Genomic DNA, 17,762 nt, shown 5'->3' with positions numbered 1-17,762 from the left:
CCCAAGCCTGGCATCCAGTGTGTCAAACCCCGGGCAAGTCGGTCGAAGAACCCTGAATTCGATTCGGCCGGTATGCTGCGGTGCGGAACCGGTCGGCTACCGAGAGGTGCGAACGATACCGATGACCGACACGCGCAGTGGCCTGAGCGTGAACGCGGGCGCGTTCGCGGTCTCGCCCGAGCTGGCGGCCGGGGCCTACCAGCAGATCAGCCGGTTGCAGGACGTCGTGGGCGAGATGGTGCGGGAGGCCCGCGTGCTGGGCCGCACCGTGCCGCTGGGCGGCGGGTACGCCGGGGAGGTCGGCGAGTTCATGGCCCGCTACGGGCTGGGCGGGCCCGGGTCGGCCGCCGAGTCGCTCGTCGCGTTCGGCCAGGAGCTGGAGACGCTGAAGACGAACATCAGCCGCGCCCTCAAGCGGTACTCCGACAGCGACGACGACGCCAAAGAGGGCGTCGACTGCAGTGGTGGCTGACCGGATGCGAAGTCTGGTCCTCGTGCTCGTCTCGGCGGCGCTGCTGGTCACCGCGTGCGGGCAGGGTGCGGCGCCCGCCGCAGGGCCGACCGTGCCCGTGCCGAGCACGCCGCCGTCGCCGTCGCCGACCGGGCTGGCCGCGCTGAACCCGTGTGACCTGCTCTCGGCCACCGACCGCTCCACCGCCGGGCTGACGTCGCTGGGCGAGGAGAAGACGATCGGCACCGCGCGTGCCTGCGACTGGACCGAGCCCGCGACCTTCGGCGTGACGGTCACGCTCGCGGAGGACGCCCCGCTGGCCTCGCTGGAAATCGACAAGGGGACCGGCAAACGCGTCACCGTCGGGGAGCACAAGGGGTTCCGGGTGTCCGACCGCCGAGCGGGCGACGGCACCTGCGCGGTCCTGCTCGGCATCGGCGACGAGTCCAGCGTGCAGGTCGACGTGACCAACGCCGGCTTCGAGGACACCTCACTCGCCTGCGACCGGGCGAACACCGTCGCCCGGCTCATCGAGCCCAAACTGCCCTAGGAGCCAGTGCGTGAACCAGGTGCCCGAGCCGGTGCGGCGGTACGAGTCCTACAGCCATGAGGCGATGGCGGCCGAGGTCGCCGACGGCAACGACCCGGCCGCGGCCGGGCAGATCGGCGAGCAGTGGGCCGGGCTGGCCGCCCGGATGCGCGAATCGGCGCGGGCGCTGACGGCGATCTCGGAGCGTGCGGGCGAGGCGTTCGACGGGCCCGCGGGCGAGGCCCTGCGCAAGACGCTGGCGAAAGCGGAGAACTGGTCCGGCCAGGCGACCGATCTGTCGTTCGCGGTGTCCGACGCGGTCGGCCGCCAGGCCGGGATCGCCGCCCGCGCCCGTGACGAGATGCCGCCGCCGGTCGCCTACGATCCGGCCACGATGATCCGGGCGGCCGCCGCGAGCGGCGACTTCGCGGCGCTCGCCGGGTTGTCCGAGGCGATGGAACAGCGGCGCGCGGCCGCCGAGGAGGCCCGTCAGAAGGCGATCGACGTGCTCAACTCCCGCGACGCCGCGCTGCGCGAGTCCGTGCCGGGCCGCTTCTTCGACGAACCGCCGGAGCTGGGGCAGCGGTGATCCGGGTCTCGGCGTCGGCGTTCGACATCCTGTGGCACGACCTCGGGCACGCCCGGGTGCCCGCGCCGCTGGACGTCCGCAGCGTCGGGACGACCGGAGCCGAACGCGCCGAGATCCGCCGCGCGGTGTACGCGAACCTGGCCGATCGCCACCTCGTCGACGGTGACCAGGTGGACCCCGCGCTGGAGGGCCGTCTGGCGACGCTGGCCACGGCCGAGGTCTACGTCGAGTGCGAGGCGCTGCCCGAGCTGGACGCCGAGGTGCCGTTCCGCGCCGTGGCCGCCGCCGGGGGCAGGCGGGGCGTGCTCGCCGCGCAGCCGAGCCGCACGATCGGGCTGTCCGGCATCCGCGACACCGAGGTGTTCGCCGCGATCGTCGACCTGCTGCCGCCGCTGGAGCCGGGACCGGGCCACGGCGTGAGCCTGCCCGCGGACGCCCTCACCGGCGGCGCTGCCTCCCGGTCCGCGGAACGGCAGCGCGAGGAGGTCCACGCGATCCGGTCCCGGCCGGTGCTCGGCGCGGGCCAGTTCTCGGTGCGCGTGCGCGAGGACGGGCGCCTGCGCCGGACCGGCGGCGTGAGCTGGTTCCGCACCGACCTCGGCGCCTACCTGGGCACGATCGCGCCCGGGCGCGGGGGAGTGGACTGGCTGACCGTGACACCCACCGACTCGGCCCGCCTCGCCACCCGTCTCACCACCCTCCTCCCCTGACCCGAGCGCAGAACTCACGCACCGGAGCGCAGAACTCGCGGCGCGCGAGTTCCACGTTCCCGGAGGTGAGTTCCACGTTCGCGAAGGGTGCGTTCCGGCGCTCCGCCCCCACCACGCCCCACCGGGTTCCCCACCTTCCACCACCGGCGCCCCCACTGTCCGCCACCGGGCGCGCAAAAGGGCGCGTGCAGGGGTCGCGAGGTACCCGTCGCGGGGGAGGGGCGGGCGCGCTCCCCACCTTCTCCCCACTTCACCCCCCCACCTTCTGACCAGGGAAAACGGCGAAGGTGTCGCCCAGACGAGCGCGTCAGCGGCGTTGACTGTGGGGAAAAGTGGGGTACGGTGGTGGCCAGTGGGGCGGAAGGGAGACCCCTGGTGCCGCATCCGGTGTACCACCGGGAGCGGCGGGGAGGTGAGTGCCGGTGTTCCTCGGCACGCACACCCCGAAGCTGGACGACAAGGGGCGGCTCACGCTGCCCGCGAAGTTCCGCGACGCGCTGGCAGGTGGGCTGATGGTCACCAAGGGGCAAGATCACTGCCTCTTCGTCTTCCCGCGTGCGGAGTTCGAGCAGCTGGCCCGCAAGGTCGCGGAGGCGCCCTTCACCAACGAGGCGGTGCGGGCCTACCAGCGGTACCTGTTCGCCGGCACCGACGAGCAGCGCCCGGACGGCCAGGGGCGCATCGCGATCGCGCCCGAGTTGCGGCGCTACGCCGGGCTCAACAAGGAGTGCGTGGTGATCGGGGCCATCACCAGGCTGGAGATCTGGGACGCCCAGCGGTGGGAGTCCTACCTGGAGGAACACGAGGACAGCTACGCGCAGGCACAGGAAGAGGTTCTGCCGGGCGTCTTCTAGGACCTCCCGGTGACCCGCGCCGTCGGGGGGCGCGGGCCCGGGTGGCGGCAACAGCAGTGGGGGCGGGATCCGGCGACGGATGCCGTGAGGCCTCTGTCCGCTCAGTGGCCCTGGTGCACCTTCCCCGGCACCAGGTTCGCAGCGGGCGGGCGGGGACCTGACGGCATCCACGACGGTGGTTAGGGGGTGGGAGAAGTGGCAGCCGAATTCGCGCACGTGCCGGTGATGACCGAGCGCGTGCTGGAGCTGTTCGCTCCCGCGCTCGACGGGCGCGCGGCCGTCGCGATCGACGCGACCACCGGGCTGGGCGGGCACTCCGAGGCCCTGCTCACCAGGTTCCCGCGGTTGACACTCATCGGGCTGGACCGCGATCCGCACGCGCTCGAGCGCTCCGGCGCGCGCCTGGCGAAGTTCGGTGACCGGGTCGAGCTGGTGCACGCCGTCTACGACACGCTGCCCGAGGTGCTCGACCGGCTGGGACTGTCCCGTGTGGACGGCGTGATGTTCGACCTCGGGGTCTCCTCGATGCAGCTGGACGCCGAGGAGCGCGGCTTCGCCTACGCGCGCGACGCCCCGCTGGACATGCGGATGGACCCGACCACCGGGCAGACGGCGGCCGACGTCCTCAACACCTACGAGCCGGGCGAGCTGGTGCGCATCCTGCGCGACTACGGCGAAGAACGCTTCGCGCAGCGGATCGTCAAGGCGATCGTCGCGGAGCGCGCACGGGAGCCGTTCGACCGGAGCGAGCGCCTGGTGCGGCTGCTCTACGACGCCGTGCCCGCGGCGAGCCGGCGCACCGGGGGGCACCCGGCCAAGCGCACGTTCCAGGCGTTGCGCATCGAGGTCAACGGTGAACTGGAGGTGCTGCGGCGCGCGGTTCCCGCGGCGCTGGCGGCGCTGAGCGTCGGCGGCCGGATCGTCCTGGAGTCCTACCACTCGCTGGAGGACCGCATCGTCAAGCAGGCCCTCGGACAGCTGGCGAAGTCCCGCACGCCGCCCGGCCTGCCCGTCGAACTCCCCGGCCACGGGCCGGAACTGAAACTGATCACCCGTGGCGCCGAAAAGGCGTCCGAAGCGGAGATCGAACAGAACCCGAGGGCGGCGTCCGTGCGCCTGCGGGTGGCCGAACGGATCAAGGAGGCGGACGCATGACAGCGCCCACGCGCACACGCAGGCAGGCCACCGCCGAGCCGCGACGGCGTCCGCGCCGTTCGGACGTCCCGGTCGAAGAAGGTCTGGGCACACCGGTACCGGCGCGGCGCCGTCGTTCCGCGCCGCAGGCCCAGCGCAGCACGACCGCCGCCGAGCGTGCCTACGCCCGGCGCGCGCAGCGTGCCGAGGGCCTCAAGCAGTCCGCGCCCGAGCCCGAGCGGCAGAAGGCCCGGATCAAGCTCCGGCTGCCGCGGTCGCGCGCCACGTTCGTGCTGCTGGTGATGATGCTGCTGGCCGCGGGCGTGGTGGTGACCCTGCTGCTGTCGACCCAGGCGATCGCCGACTCCTACCGGCTGGAGCAGCTGCGGGAGGACAACGCCGGCCTGGCCGAGCGGGTCGAGCAGCTGCAGCAGGACGTCAGTGGCGCCGAGTCGCCGTCGTCGCTGGCCGAGCGGGCCAAGGCGCTGGGCATGGTGCCCGCGGGCGACCCCGCGCACCTGGTGCAGAACGCGGACGGCACGGTGACGGTCGTCGGCGAACCGAAGAAGGCCGAGGGTGCTCCGGTGACGCAGGCGACCGAGGCCCCGATGGTGCCGCCGTCCACTCCGGCGGGCGGCCGCCCGATCGAGGGTGACGTGGCGCAGGGCGAAAGCCAGGCGACAGGGCAGACCACGGGGCAGCCGGCGGACACGGCGGTGCCGTCCGCCGGTGACCAGGCGCCGGGACAGCAGACGACCGGAGGACAGTGATGGCACGGTCCGGACGCCGCGGTTATGGCGCCCGCATGCGTCAGGTGGCGGGGCAGCCCAACGCCGCGACCGGCAAGGGGCGCTACGTCGGCGTGCGCGTGGCGCTCGTCGCGGTGCTCGTGCTGGCCGGGCTCAAACTCGTCCAGGTGCAGGGGTTCGAGGCGGCCGCGCTCTCGGCGCAGGCCGAGAGCCAGCGCAGCACCACGATCCCGATCCAGGCCCAGCGTGGGTCCATTGTGGACCGCAACAACGTCAAGCTCGCGTTCACCGTGGAGACCCGTGCGCTGTCGGTGAACCTGCGCTCGATGCGCAAGGCGTGGGACGAGGTCGCGGCCGAGAACCCGGCGGGGGGCCAGAACTTCGAGACGCGGGTGGCGGACGCGGCGAAGTTCATCGCCGCCAAGCTGCCCGGCCGCGTCACCGAGGCCGAGCTGCTCGCCGACTTCCACAAGACATCGTCGTTCACCTACCTGGCCGACGGCGTCGAGCCGTCGGTGGCGGAGGAGATCACCACCGCGTTCCCGGAGATCGGCGCCGAGGTGCGCGCCGCCCGCGAGTACCCGGGCGACACCCTCGCCTCCAACGTCATCGGCCTGGCGAACTGGCGGATGGACGATCCCGACGTGTCCAAGCACAGCCTGCAGGGCCTGGCCGGGCTGGAGTACACGCTCAACGACGACCTGTCCGGCAAGGCGGGGCAGTACGTGGCGGACACCAAGCAGGGCAACGACAACGTGATCATCCCCGGCACCGAGCGCGACGTGCAGCCCGCCACGCCCGGCAACGACGTGGTGCTCACGCTCGACTCCGACGTGCAGTACTTCCTGCAGAACGCGCTGGCCGACTACGTCAAGGAATCGCACGCCAAGGGCGCCAGCGCCGTCGTGATGGACACGCGGACCGGCGAGATCTACGGCCTCGCCGACGACTCGACCTTCGACCCGAACGACAACAAGACCTACACGCAGTCGCTGATGGACCTGGAGGCGGTCTCCACACCGTACGAGCCGGGCTCGGTGAACAAGATCGTCACCGCCGCCGCGGCCATCGACGCGGGCCTGGTCACCCCGGAGTCCGTGCTGCAGGTGCCCGGCACCCTCAAGGTCGCCGACCACACGGTGCACGACGCCTGGACGCACGGCACCCAGAACTTCTCCGTCACCGGCATCTTCGCCAAGTCCTCCAACATCGGCACCCTGCTGCTGGCGCAGGAGCTCGGCCCCGACAGGTACCTGGACTACCTCAAGCGCTTCGGCGTGGGGCAGAGCGCCGGGCTGGGCCTGTCCGGGGAGAGCCGCGGGTACGTGCCGCCGCGCGACACCTGGACCGGCACCACGTTCGGCAACCTGCCGATCGGCCAGGGCCTGTCGATGACCGTGGTGCAGATGGCGGCGATGTACCAGGCGATCGCGAACAACGGGCTGCGCGTGCAGCCGAGCATCGTGAAGGAGGAGATCCGCCCGGACGGCACCGCGGTGCCCAAGGCCGCGCCGGAGACCACGCAGGTGGTGAGCCCGGAGACGGCGACGACGGTGCGGAACATGATGCGCGCGGTCACGCAGTCCGGCCGCAACGGCAACAGCGGCACGGCGCCGACGGCGGCACTGGAGGGCTACCAGATCTCCGGCAAGACCGGCACCGGCCAGCAGGTCAACCCGGCGACCGGCGCGTACAGCGACTCCCTGTACAACATCACCTTCGCCGGGATCCTGCCCGCGGACAACCCGCGGTTCGTGGTGGGCATCCGGCTGGACGCGCCCGACACGACGCTGCCCGCGGGCCACTCGGCGGCGCCGCTGTTCCACGACATCGCCTCCTACCTGGCGCAGCGGTACCAGATCCCGCTCTCCCACGGCGCCGCTCCGTACGTGCCGCTGGTGCTGCCCTGACGGCGCAGCCGTCTCACCACCCTCGCAGCTTGCACCGCTACGCAAGCCGCCACCGGAATTTCGGTAATCGCTGTCCAATCGAGACACTGGCGGGTGGGTGGACCGGGCGCCGGGCGGAAACACCACCTGGGTAACCTTCCGAGCTGTGTCGGTGAAAGCGTCTGGAAGCAGCACCATGTCGCAGGAAGCGAAGGGGCGGGTCCCGGACAGCCCGGTCAAGGCGGTGTCGGCTCCGCCGCGGCCCGCCCGCATCGAGCCGGTCCCGCTCACCACGCTCGTCGCGCGCGCGGACGCGCGCCTGGTCGGTGAACCGTACTGGCCCGGTGACACGGTCGTGACCGGGGCCACCCTGCGGGCGCAGCACGTCCTGCCCGGCGACCTGTTCGCCGCGCTGCCGGGCGCGCGGGCGCACGGGGCGGACTTCGCCGCGGAGGCCATCGCGGCCGGGGCCGCGGCGGTGCTCACCGACGAGGCGGGCGCGGACCGGCCCGCGTTGCGCGAGCCGGGGGTGCCGGTGCTGGTGCACCCGGACCCGCGCGGGGTGCTGGGCGCGATCGCGGCCTGGATCTACGGTGAGCCGTCGCTGGAGCTGGCCGTTCTGGGCATCACCGGTACCTCGGGCAAGACGACCACCACGTACCTGGTCGAGTCGGGCCTGCGCGCCGCCGGGCACGTGACCGGCCTGATCGGCACCATCGAGACCCGCATCGCCGGCGAGCGGCTGGCCAGCGCGTTCACCACGCCGGAGGCGCCGGACCTGCAGGCGCTGCTCGCGGTGATGGTCGAGCAGGGCGTCACGCACGTGCCGATGGAGGTCTCCAGCCACGCGCTCGCGCTGGGCCGCGTCAACGGCACCCGGTTCGCGGTCGGCGCGTTCACCAACCTCTCCCAGGACCACCTGGACTTCCACCGCGACATGGAGGAGTACTTCGCCGCCAAGTCGCTGCTGTTCGACGGCCGCTCCACCACCGAGGTGGTGTGCATCGACACCGCGTGGGGCCAGACGCTGGTCACCCCGCACACGATCACGGTGACCACCGACCCGGGCGTGGACGCCAGCTGGACCGCCACCGACTTCGCCATCACGGCCACCGGGGAGCAGAGCTTCACGCTGCACTCGCCGTCCGGCCGCACCGCGCGGGCGACGCTGCCGCTGCCCGGCACGTTCAACATCGCCAACGCGCTGCTGGCCGCGGCGATCCTGGAGACCTGCGGCGTGACGCTGGAGGAGACCGTCACCGGGCTCGCGCACGTCGAGGTCCCCGGCCGGATGGAGCGGGTCTACGAGGGCCAGGACTTCACCGCCGTCGTCGACTACGCGCACAAGCCCGCCGCGGTGGCCCAGGCGCTGGACGCGCTGCGGGCCCGCACCGACGGCCGGATCATCACCGTGCTGGGCTGTGGTGGCGACCGGGACACGGCGAAGCGCCCGATGATGGGCGAGGCGGCCGCCAAACGCAGCGAGGTTCTCATCGTCACCGACGACAACCCGCGCTCGGAGGACGCGGCCGCGATCCGCGCCGCCATGCTCACCGGCGCCCGCGCCGCCGGTCCCGACTCCGGCGAGGTGCTGGAGATCGGCGACCGCCGCGAGGCGATCGTCAAGGCGGTCGAGCTGGCCCGGCCGGGGGACGTCGTGCTCATCGCGGGGAAGGGTCACGAGACCGGCCAGGAGGCCGCGGGGATCGTGCACCCCTTCTCCGACCGTGACGAGCTGGCGTCGGCGATCCGGTACCGGCTCGAAGAGAACCAGGAGACCCGTTGATCCCGCTCACCCTGGCGCAGATCGCCGCCGTCACCGGTGGCCGCCTGCACCGCACCGACGGCCACGAGACGGTCACCGGCAGCGTCGAGTTCGACTCGCGCCGCCTGACGCCGGGCGGGTTGTTCGTCGCCCTGCCCGGGGAGAAGGTCGACGGGCACGCCTTCGCCGCGAAGGCGGTCGAGAGCGGGGCCGCCGGTGTGCTGGCCGCCCGCGAGGTCGACGCCCCCGCGGTGATCGTGCCGCCGTTGCCGCCGGGTGAGGCGCACGACCGCTCGGTCGCGCTGACCGGGGACAAGGACGGTTCCGGCGCCGCCGTGCTGGCGGCGCTGGCCAAGCTCGCGCGGCACGTCGTCGTCGAGCTGTCCCGCGCCGGGCTCACCGTGGTCGGGGTGACCGGTTCGTCCGGTAAGACCTCCACCAAGGACCTCATCGCGCAGCTGCTGGAACCGCTCGGCGAGACGGTCGCGCCGCCCGGGTCGTTCAACAACGAGCTGGGCCACCCCTGGACGGCACTGCGCGCGTCCGAAAGCACCCGGCACCTGGTGCTGGAGATGTCCGCCCGCGGGCCGGGGCACATCGCGCACCTCGCGGAGATCGCCCCGCCGCGCATCGGGGCCGTGCTCAACGTGGGCAGTGCCCACCTGGGCGAGTTCGGCTCGCGCGAGGGCATCGCGAAGACCAAGGGGGAGCTGGTCGAGGCGCTGCCCTCGGCAGGTGAGGGCGGCGTGGCGGTCCTGAACCTGGACGATCCGCTGGTCGCGGCGATGGCGAGCCGGACCACGGCCCGCGTCGTCGGTGTCGGCGAGCACCCGGACGCGCGGGTGCGCGCCGAGGGCATCACGCTCGACGAGCAGGCCCGCGCCTCCTTCCGGCTGGTGACCCCGGCCGGGGCGGCGCCGGTGACGTTGTCCCTGTACGGCGAGCACCACGTCGGCAACGCGCTGACCGCCGCCGCGATCGCGCTGGAGCTGGGCTCCAGCGTCGAGGAGGTCGCGCAGCGGCTGTCCTCGGCGCAGCGCCGCTCCGCGCGCCGCATGGAGGTCACCACGCGCGCGGACGGCGTCGTCGTCATGAACGACTCCTACAACGCCAACCCCGAGTCGATGCGGGCCGCGCTCAAGACCCTGGCCTCCGCGAGCCGCGGAAAGCGTTCTTGGGCGGTCCTCGGTGTGATGGGCGAACTGGGTGCCGATAGCGTGTCCGCGCACGACGAGATCGGCCGCCTCGCGGTCCGGCTCAACATCGGCAGGCTCGTGGTGGTCGGGGAACAGGCCGCCGCGATGCACCAGGGCGCCAGCCACGAGGGTTCGTGGGGAGAGGAGTCCGTGCTGGTGCCCGACGCCGGTGCCGCGATCGACCTCCTGCGCGAGCAGCTGGAGCCCGGTGACGTCGTGCTCGTGAAGGCTTCGAAGGTCGCCGAGCTCTGGCTCGTCGCTGACGCACTGCTCAAGGAAGGTGTTGCGTGATCAGCATTCTGATCGCGGCCGCGATCGGTCTCCTGGTCTCCATCCTGCTCACGCCCTACCTCATCCGGGTGTTCTCCCGGCAGGGCTTCGGCCAGGAGATCCGCGAGGAGGGCCCGCAGGGCCACAAGTCCAAGCGCGGCACGCCCACGATGGGCGGGGTCGCCATCATCATCGCGATGGTGGTCGGCTACTTCGCCGCGCACGTGATGAACTGGATCGGCTCCGGCAGCACGGGCAACGACGGCCCGTCCGCGTCCGGCCTGCTGGTGCTGTTCCTCGCGGTCGGGCTGGGTGTGGTCGGGTTCCTGGACGACTTCATCAAGATTCGCAAGCAGCGCAACCTGGGGCTGAACAAGACCGCGAAGCTGGTCGGCCAGCTGGTGGTCGCGGTGGCGTTCGGGATACTGGCGCTGCAGTTCGCCGACCGCTACGGCCTGACCCCGGCCTCGCGGAACCTGAGCTACGTGCGCGACCTGGCGTTGATCACCTTCCCCGCGGTGATCTTCGTGATCTTCTGCTACGTGGTCATCTCCGGTTGGTCGAACGCGGTGAACTTCACCGACGGCCTGGACGGGCTCGCCGGCGGCACCTCGGCGATGGTGCTCGCGACCTACGTGGTGATCGCGTTCTGGCAGGCCCGTCTGTCGTGCGTGGTGACGCCGCAGGCCGCCTGCTACGACGTGCGTGACCCGCTGGACCTCGCGGTGGTCGCGGCCGCCGCGGCCGGTGCGTGCGTCGGGTTCCTGTGGTGGAACGCCGCGCCCGCGAAGATCTTCATGGGTGACACCGGTTCGCTCGCCCTGGGTGGCCTGGTCGCCGGGCTGTCGATCCTGACCCGCACCGAGCTGCTCGCCATCGTCATCGGTGGCCTGTTCATGGTCGAGATGATCTCGGTGGTGCTGCAGATCGCGGTGTTCCGCACGACGCGGCGGCGGCTGTTCCGGATGGCCCCGTTCCACCACCACTTCGAACTGGCCGGATGGGCGGAAACCACGGTGATCATCCGGTTCTGGCTGCTCGCCGCGATCTGCTGCATGTTCGGTCTCGGCCTCTTCTACTCCGAACAGCTCGGCGCGGGGGGCTAGGACAGTGTTCGCCGGACGCGACGTCCTCGTCGCCGGTGCCGGGGTGACCGGCCGCTCGGCGGTGCGGGCGCTGACCGAGCGCGGCGCGCGGGTCACCGTGACCGACGGCAACCCCGCCCGCCTGGACGAGCTGCGGGGCCTGGGCGCCGAACTGGTCCCCGGCCTCACCGAGCCGCCCGCCGGGACCGACCTGGTGGTCACCAGCCCCGGCTGGCGGCCCACCGCGCCGCTGCTGGTCGCCTCCGCCGCGGCGGGCATCGAGGTGATCGGCGACGTCGAGCTGGCCTGGCGTGCCTCCCGTGACCTGCCGAACCCGGCCACCTGGCTCGCGGTCACCGGCACCAACGGCAAGACCACCACGGTCGGCATGCTGGAGTCGATGTTGCGCGCCGGTGGCGTGCACGCGCTGGCCTGCGGCAACATCGGCCTGCCCGTGCTGGACGCGGTGTTCGAGGGCTACGAGGCGCTCGCGGTGGAGCTGTCCAGCTTCCAGCTGCACTGGTCCTCGACGCTGGCCCCGCACGCCTCGGTGGTGCTCAACCTCGCCGAGGACCACCTCGACTGGCACGGCACGATGGACGAATACGCCGCCGCGAAGGGCACGATCCACGCCCATTCGGCTGTCGTCGTGCACAACTCCGAGGACCCGTGGTCGGTCCGGCTGGCAGGCGAGTACGCCCCCGCGGGAGCGAAGCGGGTCGGGTTCCGGCTCGACACCCCGCGTCCCGGTGAGCTGGGCCTGGTCGAGGACCTGCTGATCGACCGCGCCTACGGGCCGGACCCGCAGCACTCCGCCGAGGAGCTGATCTCCGTCGGCGAGGTGCGCCCGGCCGGACGGCACAACCTCGCCAACGCCCTCGCCGCGGCCGCGCTGGCCCGCGCGTACGGGGTCGACCCGGGTGGCGTCGCGAAGGGCCTGCGCGAATTCCAGCCCGGCGCGCACCGCGCCGTCGAGGTGGGGGAGTCCGGCGGCGTCCGCTACGTCAACGACTCCAAGGCCACCAACCCGCACGCGGCCGCCGGATCGCTGCTCGCGCACTCCAGCGTGGTGTGGATCGCGGGCGGCCAGCTCAAGGGCGCCGCCGTCGACGAGCTGGTCGAGGCGGTCGCCGGACGTCTGCGCGGGGCCGTGCTGATGGGCACGGACGCGCCGGTGATCGCGGCCGCTCTCGCGCGACACGCGCCGGATGTCCCCGTCCATCGGGTCGCTTCGGGTGACGATGAGGCCATGAACGAGGCGGTCTCGGTGGCCAGCGACCTGGCCCGGCCCGGTGACGTGGTGCTGCTGGCACCGGCCGGGGCGTCCCTGGACATGTTCCGCAACTACGCCCATCGGGGCGACGCCTTCGCCGACGCGGTCCTGGCCCGTGCGACGGGGTCTGCCGATGACGGCCGTTGAGGAGCGGGAACAGGAACAAGCGCCACGCAGGCGTGACCGGCAGAGCCCGGCCCGCGCCACGTTCACCGCGCTGACCGCGTGGCTGTCGCGCCCGCTGGCCGACTTCCACCTGGTGCTGGCCCTGACCGGCCTGCTCACCTCGATCGGCATCGTGATGGTGCTGTCGGCGTCCTCGGTCGCCTCCGTCGACCCGGACACCGGTTCCGGCGTGTACTCACTGTTCAAGAAGCACCTGATCTTCGTGCTGACCGGGGCCGTGGTGTTCTGGGTGGCGCTGCGGATGCCGTTGAAGCGGACCCGCGCGCTGTCGTCGATGGCGGTGCTGGTGTGCCTGGGGATGCTGGCGCTGGTGCTGACGCCGCTCGGCTCGGCCGGCGGCGGCGCCCAGCGGTGGTTCGTGGTCGGCGGGTTCTCGGTGCAGCCGGTGGAGTTCACCAAGGTCGCCTTCGCGCTGTGGGGCGCGCACGTGCTGGTCACCAAGTACCACGTGCTGCACCAGTGGCGGCATCTGATGGTGCCGGTGGTACCGGTCGCGCTGCTGATGTTCGCGATGGTCATGGCCCAGCCCAACCTGTCCGGCACGATCACCCTCGGCGTGGTCCTGATGTCGCTGCTGTGGTTCGCCGGCGCGCCGAAGCGGCTGTTCGCGGTGATCCTCGCGGGCGGTGTCGCCGGGGCCGTGGTGCTGGCGCTGACCGCCTCCTACCGGCTCTCGCGCATCATGTCGTTCCTGTCGCCCGGTTCGGACACCAGCGACTCCGGCTACCAGGCCATGCAGGCCAAGCTCGCGCTCGCCGACGGCGGGCTGTTCGGCAAGGGCCTCGGGCAGGGACCGTCGAAGTGGTCCTACCTGCCCAACGTGCAGAACGACTTCATCTTCGCGGTGATCGGCGAGGAGCTCGGCTTCATCGGCTGCATCGTGGTGATCGGCCTGTTCACCGGGCTCGCCATCGTCGGCCTGCGGATCGCCATGCGTAACCTGGACCCGTGGATCCGGATCGTGGCCGGCACGCTCACGGTGTTCACCGTGTCCCAGGCGGGCATCAACATCGGCTACGTGGTCGGGTTGCTGCCGGTCACCGGCGTGACGCTGCCGCTGATCTCGGCGGGTGGCACCTCGGTGTGGGTCACGATGTTCCTGATGGGCCTGCTGGCCAACGCGGCACGGCACGAGCCGGAGTCGGTGGCGGCGCTGCGGTCGCAGGGGCCGGGCAAGTTCGGCCGCCTGCTGCGGCTGCCCGCGCCCGAGGTCTACCGGCCGCCCACCCGGCGGCGGGGGAGCGGTCGTGCGGCACCCCGCGGTGACCGGCCCTCGGCACGCGGGGCACGATCGGCGCAGGCGCCCGAGCGACGGCGCGCGGCGCCGGGCAGACGGGGAAGTTCAGTGCGGAGAGGGACGTAGGAGCAAGTGAGCAAGGCGGTTACCGGCGTGGCTCCCACCGTGGTGGTGGCGGGCGGCGGCACGGCCGGACACATCGAACCCGCGCTGGCGCTGGCCGACGCCGTGCGGCGGTTGCGGCCGGACGCGACGGTGGTCGCACTGGGCACGTCCCGGGGTCTGGAGAACAAGCTGGTCCCGGCGCGCGGGTATCCGCTGGAGCTGATCCCGCCGGTGCCGTTGCCGCGCAAGCCGACGGCGGATCTGCTGCGGCTGCCGCTCAAGATCCGGGACTCGGTCAGGCAGACCCGCGCGGTGCTGGACCGGGTCGGCGCGGACGTGGTGGTCGGGTTCGGCGGTTACGTGTCGCTGCCCGCCTACTTCGCCGCGCGCGGCCGGGTGCCGATCGTGGTGCACGAGGCCAACCAGTCGCCGGGCCTGGCGAACCGGGTCGGCGCGCGGTTCGCGAAGCGCGTCGCGGTCGCGGTGCCGGACACGCCGCTGCCGGGCGCCGAGGTGACCGGGATCCCGCTGCGCAGCTCGATCACGTCGCTGGACCGCGCCGCGCTGCGGGCGCGGGCGCGCGAGCACTTCGGACTCGACCCGGACGCCCCGACACTGCTGGTCTTCGGCGGTTCCCAGGGCGCGCAGTCGATCAACACCGCGGTCTCCGGCGCGGCCAAGGAGCTGGCCGGGGCGGGGGTCGGCGTGCTGCACGCGCACGGTCCGAAGAACAGTCTGGTGGTGCAGGAGTTCCCGGGCCGTCCGGCGTACGTGCCGGTGCCGTACCTGGAGCGGATGGACCTGGCCTACGCGGCGGCGGACATGGTGCTGTGCCGTTCGGGCGCGATGACGGCGGCCGAGGTGTCGGCGGTCGGGCTGCCCGCGGTGTTCGTGCCGCTGCCGCACGGCAACGGTGAGCAGGCGGTCAACGCGCGCCCGGCGGTCGACGCGGGCGCGGCGCTCATGGTCACCGACGCGGACCTGACCCCGGCGAAGGTGGCCGATCTGGTCATCCCGATGGTCACCGATCCCGCGAAGGTGGCGGAGATGAGTGCCGCGCAGGTCGGGCTGGGCCACCGTGAGGCCGACGAGGTGCTGGCGCGGATCGTTCTGGAGGTGTGCGGGAAATGAGCGACGTCCCCGCCGAACTGAGCCGGGCCCATCTGATCGGGATCGGCGGTGCCGGGATGAGCGGCATCGCGCGCATCCTGCTGGCGCGCGGTGCCCGCGTGTCCGGCTCGGACGCCAAGGACTCGCGGGCGTTCCTGACGCTGCGCGCGCAGGGCGCCGAGATCGGCATCGGGCAGCGCCCGGAGAACCTGGACGCACTGCCCGGCGGCCCGTCCGCCGTGGTGGTGTCGACGGCCATCAAGGAGAGCAACCCGGAGCTGGTGGCCGCGCGTTCCCGCGGCATCCCGGTGCTGCACCGGGCGCAGGCGCTGGCCTTGCTGATGGCGGGTCACCGGGTCGCCTGCATCGCCGGTACGCACGGCAAGACCTCGACCACGTCGATGCTCACCGTCGCGTTGCAGCACTGCCGGATGGACCCGTCGTTCGCCATCGGTGGCGACCTGAACGAGTCCGGCGCGAACGCCCACCACGGTGATGGCGGGATGTTCGTCGCCGAGGCCGACGAGAGCGACGGGTCGTTCCTGAGCTACTCGCCGTCGGTGGCGGTGGTGACCAACGTCGAGCCGGACCATCTGGACCACCACGGCACCGCCGAGGCTTACACCGCGGTCTTCACGCGGTTCACCGGTCGGATCGAACCGGGCGGTCTGCTGATCGTGTGCGCCGACGACGAGGCCGCGGACGCGCTGGGCGACCACGCCGCGTCGCAGGGCGTGCGCGTGCGGCGCTACGGCCGGTCGGTGACCGCGCCGGGGGATGCGAAGGTGCTGGACTACCGGCCGGACGACGGCGGCGGGGTCGTGCGGGTCGCGCTGGACGGCGCCGAGACCGAGGTGCGGGTGGCGGTGCCGGGCGAGCACATGGCTCTCAACGCGGTCGCGGCGCTGCTGGCCGGGCTGGAGCTGGGCGCCCCGCTGGAGGGGCTGGCCGAGGGGCTGGCCGCGTTCGGGGGTGTGCGGCGGCGGTTCGAGTTCAAGGGCCGGGCGGGCGACGTGCGGGTCTACGACGACTACGCGCACCACCCGACGGAGGTCGACGCGCAACTGCGGGCCGTGCGGCAGGCCGCGGGCGGTGGCCGGGTGGTCGTGGTGTTCCAGCCGCACCTGTACTCGCGCACGAAGCTGTTCGCCGCGGAGTTCGCGCAGGCGCTCGGGCTGGCCGACGAGGTCGTGCTGCTCGACGTCTACGGTGCCCGCGAGGAGCCGGAGCCGGGCGTCACGGGCGCGCTGATCGCGGAGAAGATCACCGGCGCGGGGGTGCACTACGAGCCGGCGTTCGACCGTGCCGTGGCGCTGGCGGCGGACCTGGTCAAGCCCGGGGACCTGCTGGTGACCATGGGCGCGGGTGACGTGACCCAGCTGGGCCCGGAGATCCTGGCCGAGCTGGACCGGCGGGCCGGGGGTTAGGTTGGCCACGCAGGAGCGCAGCAGGCCCTCCACGCGGCGGTCGTCATCCACGGCGGTGCGCAGCCGCCGTGGCCGTCGCCCCCTCACGGCACGACGGCGGACGGGCACGGGCGTGTCGAGGCGTCGTGCGCTGCGCCGCCGGTGGGTGGCGCTGCTGACCGTGCTGACCATCGCCGGCGTGGGGTACGTCGTGTTGTTCACGTCGTTGCTGGGGGTCCGTTCGGTGGAGGTACACGGCGCGCGAAGCGTGCCGGGCGACCAGATCCTGGCGGCCGCCGCGGTGCCCGACCTCGAACCGATGCTGTTGCTCGACACCGACGAGGTCGCCGCACGCGTGACGGGCATCCCCGGGGTGGCCACTGTGGACGTCTCCCGGTCCTGGCCCTCCACAGTGGACATCACGGTGACGGAGCGGACGCCGGTCGGTTTCGTGGCCGCCGCGGACGGTTTCCATCTGGTCGACTCCGGTGGCCTGGACTACAAGACGGTGCAGAACAAACCGGAGAAGCTGCCGGAACTGCAGGTCGCGACGGTCTCCCCGGAAGATGCCGTGACCCGGTCGGTGGTGGCGGTGCTCGCCGCCGTCCCGGAACCTCTGAAGAGCCAGATCACCGCCGTGCGGGCGAAGACACCGGGCGGCGTGGAGTTCACCCTGAACACCGGCAAGACAGTCCGGTGGGGCGACGCGGGCAACGCGGAGCGCAAGGCGCGCGTGCTGAACGTGCTGCTGAGCCGGGACGGCCAGATCTACGACGTCGCCAGCCCCGAACTCCCGACCGTCTCCTGAGGCAGGCCCAAGCGCGCGCCAGCGAGCTGCCCTGCCCTAAAACGAGACGGGATGACCACCCAGCGACCCCCATGCCAAGGTGAGGCGGAGTGCAAAACCCCTGGTCATCCCGGAGCCAGCCCGTCCGGCGAGGACTCTTTTGATCTTTGGACCCGCGCTTCGCACGGCGAAAAGACAGGCGCTGCGCGCAAAAAACCCCGGCCTGGGCTTTTCCCCCGAGCCGTGATCGTCTAACGGTCGAGCCGCCGCGTCAAGCCGGGAAAGCGTGGCTTGACCCGGCGTCTCGACCGTTAGGGCGGCTGTGTATCGGGGGCGGGGGAGGTGCGGGTGAGGCGGTGGTTCGATTGTGGTGCCAGGCCGCCGGTTCAGGGCACGGCCACTGAGTGCCGGTGCAGGTTCCGTTGCCGTCCGCCGGT

General features: G+C 72.4%; 16 protein-coding genes. All 16 read left to right on the top strand.

All coding sequences use genetic code 11. From position 1 onward, the window contains the following. The first annotated feature begins 121 nt into the window (after positions 1 to 121). The 16 genes from HNR02_RS30805 to HNR02_RS30730 all read left to right on the top strand — a co-directional run bounded on the left by HNR02_RS30805 (position 122) and on the right by HNR02_RS30730 (position 17,346). Entirely contained in the window at positions 122 to 472 is a 351-nt protein-coding gene (locus HNR02_RS30805) for a hypothetical protein (RefSeq protein WP_179777143.1), read from the top strand. A 4-nt stretch (positions 473 to 476) separates the two neighbouring features. Then, entirely contained in the window at positions 477 to 1,001 is a 525-nt protein-coding gene (locus HNR02_RS30800; protein ID WP_179777142.1) for a DUF3558 family protein, read from the top strand. A 10-nt stretch (positions 1,002 to 1,011) separates the two neighbouring features. Continuing rightward, positions 1,012 to 1,569 carry a PE-PGRS family protein gene (locus HNR02_RS30795; RefSeq protein WP_179777141.1) on the top strand — a complete coding sequence of 186 codons (558 nt, stop codon included), beginning with the start codon at positions 1,012 to 1,014 and terminating at the stop codon, positions 1,567 to 1,569. Continuing rightward, complete coding sequence (locus HNR02_RS30790; RefSeq protein ID WP_179777140.1) at positions 1,566 to 2,279, top strand: ESX secretion-associated protein EspG; 714 nt, start codon at positions 1,566 to 1,568, stop codon at positions 2,277 to 2,279. Before HNR02_RS30795 ends, HNR02_RS30790 begins: the two co-directional genes overlap by 4 nt. 422 nt (positions 2,280 to 2,701) lie before the next feature. Continuing rightward, the gene (gene mraZ / locus HNR02_RS30785; protein WP_026153053.1) at positions 2,702 to 3,133 is read left to right on the top strand and encodes a division/cell wall cluster transcriptional repressor MraZ; all 432 of its coding nucleotides are present in this window, start codon (positions 2,702 to 2,704) and stop codon (positions 3,131 to 3,133) included. Positions 3,134 to 3,328: 195 nt separating this feature from the next. Next, the gene (rsmH, locus tag HNR02_RS30780; RefSeq protein WP_179777139.1) at positions 3,329 to 4,288 is read left to right on the top strand and encodes a 16S rRNA (cytosine(1402)-N(4))-methyltransferase RsmH; all 960 of its coding nucleotides are present in this window, start codon (positions 3,329 to 3,331) and stop codon (positions 4,286 to 4,288) included. Then, a complete protein-coding gene (ftsL, locus tag HNR02_RS30775) occupies positions 4,285 to 5,037 on the top strand; it encodes a cell division protein FtsL (RefSeq protein WP_179777138.1) in 753 nt (250 codons plus the stop codon). The genes rsmH and ftsL overlap by 4 nt, the downstream gene beginning before the upstream one ends. Beyond that, positions 5,037 to 6,926, top strand: a complete 1,890-nt coding sequence (locus tag HNR02_RS30770; RefSeq protein ID WP_179777137.1) for a peptidoglycan D,D-transpeptidase FtsI family protein — start codon at positions 5,037 to 5,039, stop codon at positions 6,924 to 6,926. The genes ftsL and HNR02_RS30770 overlap by 1 nt, the downstream gene beginning before the upstream one ends. A 175-nt stretch (positions 6,927 to 7,101) precedes the next feature. Then, positions 7,102 to 8,691 (top strand): UDP-N-acetylmuramoyl-L-alanyl-D-glutamate--2,6-diaminopimelate ligase, encoded by a 1,590-nt coding sequence (locus HNR02_RS30765; protein WP_179777136.1) that lies wholly within the window; start codon positions 7,102 to 7,104, stop codon positions 8,689 to 8,691. Next, entirely contained in the window at positions 8,688 to 10,157 is a 1,470-nt protein-coding gene (locus HNR02_RS30760; protein WP_179777135.1) for a UDP-N-acetylmuramoyl-tripeptide--D-alanyl-D-alanine ligase, read from the top strand. The genes HNR02_RS30765 and HNR02_RS30760 overlap by 4 nt, the downstream gene beginning before the upstream one ends. Beyond that, positions 10,154 to 11,242 (top strand): phospho-N-acetylmuramoyl-pentapeptide-transferase, encoded by a 1,089-nt coding sequence (mraY, locus tag HNR02_RS30755; protein ID WP_179777134.1) that lies wholly within the window; start codon positions 10,154 to 10,156, stop codon positions 11,240 to 11,242. Before HNR02_RS30760 ends, mraY begins: the two co-directional genes overlap by 4 nt. A 4-nt stretch (positions 11,243 to 11,246) precedes the next feature. After that, positions 11,247 to 12,641: a UDP-N-acetylmuramoyl-L-alanine--D-glutamate ligase gene (gene murD, locus HNR02_RS30750; protein WP_179777133.1), complete on the top strand. Its 1,395-nt coding sequence runs from the start codon at positions 11,247 to 11,249 to the stop codon at positions 12,639 to 12,641. After that, positions 12,628 to 14,043, top strand: a complete 1,416-nt coding sequence (gene ftsW / locus HNR02_RS30745; RefSeq protein WP_179777132.1) for a putative lipid II flippase FtsW — start codon at positions 12,628 to 12,630, stop codon at positions 14,041 to 14,043. Before murD ends, ftsW begins: the two co-directional genes overlap by 14 nt. 6 nt (positions 14,044 to 14,049) lie before the next feature. Further along, entirely contained in the window at positions 14,050 to 15,153 is a 1,104-nt protein-coding gene (gene murG, locus HNR02_RS30740) for an undecaprenyldiphospho-muramoylpentapeptide beta-N-acetylglucosaminyltransferase (RefSeq protein ID WP_179777131.1), read from the top strand. Further along, the gene (gene murC / locus HNR02_RS30735; protein ID WP_179777130.1) at positions 15,150 to 16,559 is read left to right on the top strand and encodes a UDP-N-acetylmuramate--L-alanine ligase; all 1,410 of its coding nucleotides are present in this window, start codon (positions 15,150 to 15,152) and stop codon (positions 16,557 to 16,559) included. Before murG ends, murC begins: the two co-directional genes overlap by 4 nt. A gap of 1 nt (position 16,560) precedes the next feature. After that, positions 16,561 to 17,346 carry a cell division protein FtsQ/DivIB gene (locus tag HNR02_RS30730; RefSeq protein WP_179777129.1) on the top strand — a complete coding sequence of 262 codons (786 nt, stop codon included), beginning with the start codon at positions 16,561 to 16,563 and terminating at the stop codon, positions 17,344 to 17,346. Positions 17,347 to 17,762: the final 416 nt, after the last annotated feature.

This window comes from Amycolatopsis endophytica (assembly GCF_013410405.1).
GTDB lineage: Bacteria > Actinomycetota > Actinomycetes > Mycobacteriales > Pseudonocardiaceae > Amycolatopsis_E > Amycolatopsis_E endophytica.
Note: the sequence above shows the minus strand (reverse complement) of the source record. Positions and strands in the feature narration are given on the sequence as shown.

Excerpts from the sequence above, each read along its gene's own strand:
- HNR02_RS30805 (WP_179777143.1), top strand. The coding sequence starts at position 122 with ATGACCGACACGCGCAGTGGCCTGAGCGTGAACGCGGGCGCGTTCGCG.
- HNR02_RS30800 (WP_179777142.1), top strand. The coding sequence starts at position 477 with ATGCGAAGTCTGGTCCTCGTGCTCGTCTCGGCGGCGCTGCTGGTCACC.
- ftsL (WP_179777138.1), top strand. The coding sequence starts at position 4,285 with ATGACAGCGCCCACGCGCACACGCAGGCAGGCCACCGCCGAGCCGCGA.
- HNR02_RS30770 (WP_179777137.1), top strand. The coding sequence starts at position 5,037 with ATGGCACGGTCCGGACGCCGCGGTTATGGCGCCCGCATGCGTCAGGTG.
- HNR02_RS30765 (WP_179777136.1), top strand. The coding sequence starts at position 7,102 with ATGTCGCAGGAAGCGAAGGGGCGGGTCCCGGACAGCCCGGTCAAGGCG.
- ftsW (WP_179777132.1), top strand. The coding sequence starts at position 12,628 with ATGACGGCCGTTGAGGAGCGGGAACAGGAACAAGCGCCACGCAGGCGT.
- murC (WP_179777130.1), top strand. The coding sequence starts at position 15,150 with ATGAGCGACGTCCCCGCCGAACTGAGCCGGGCCCATCTGATCGGGATC.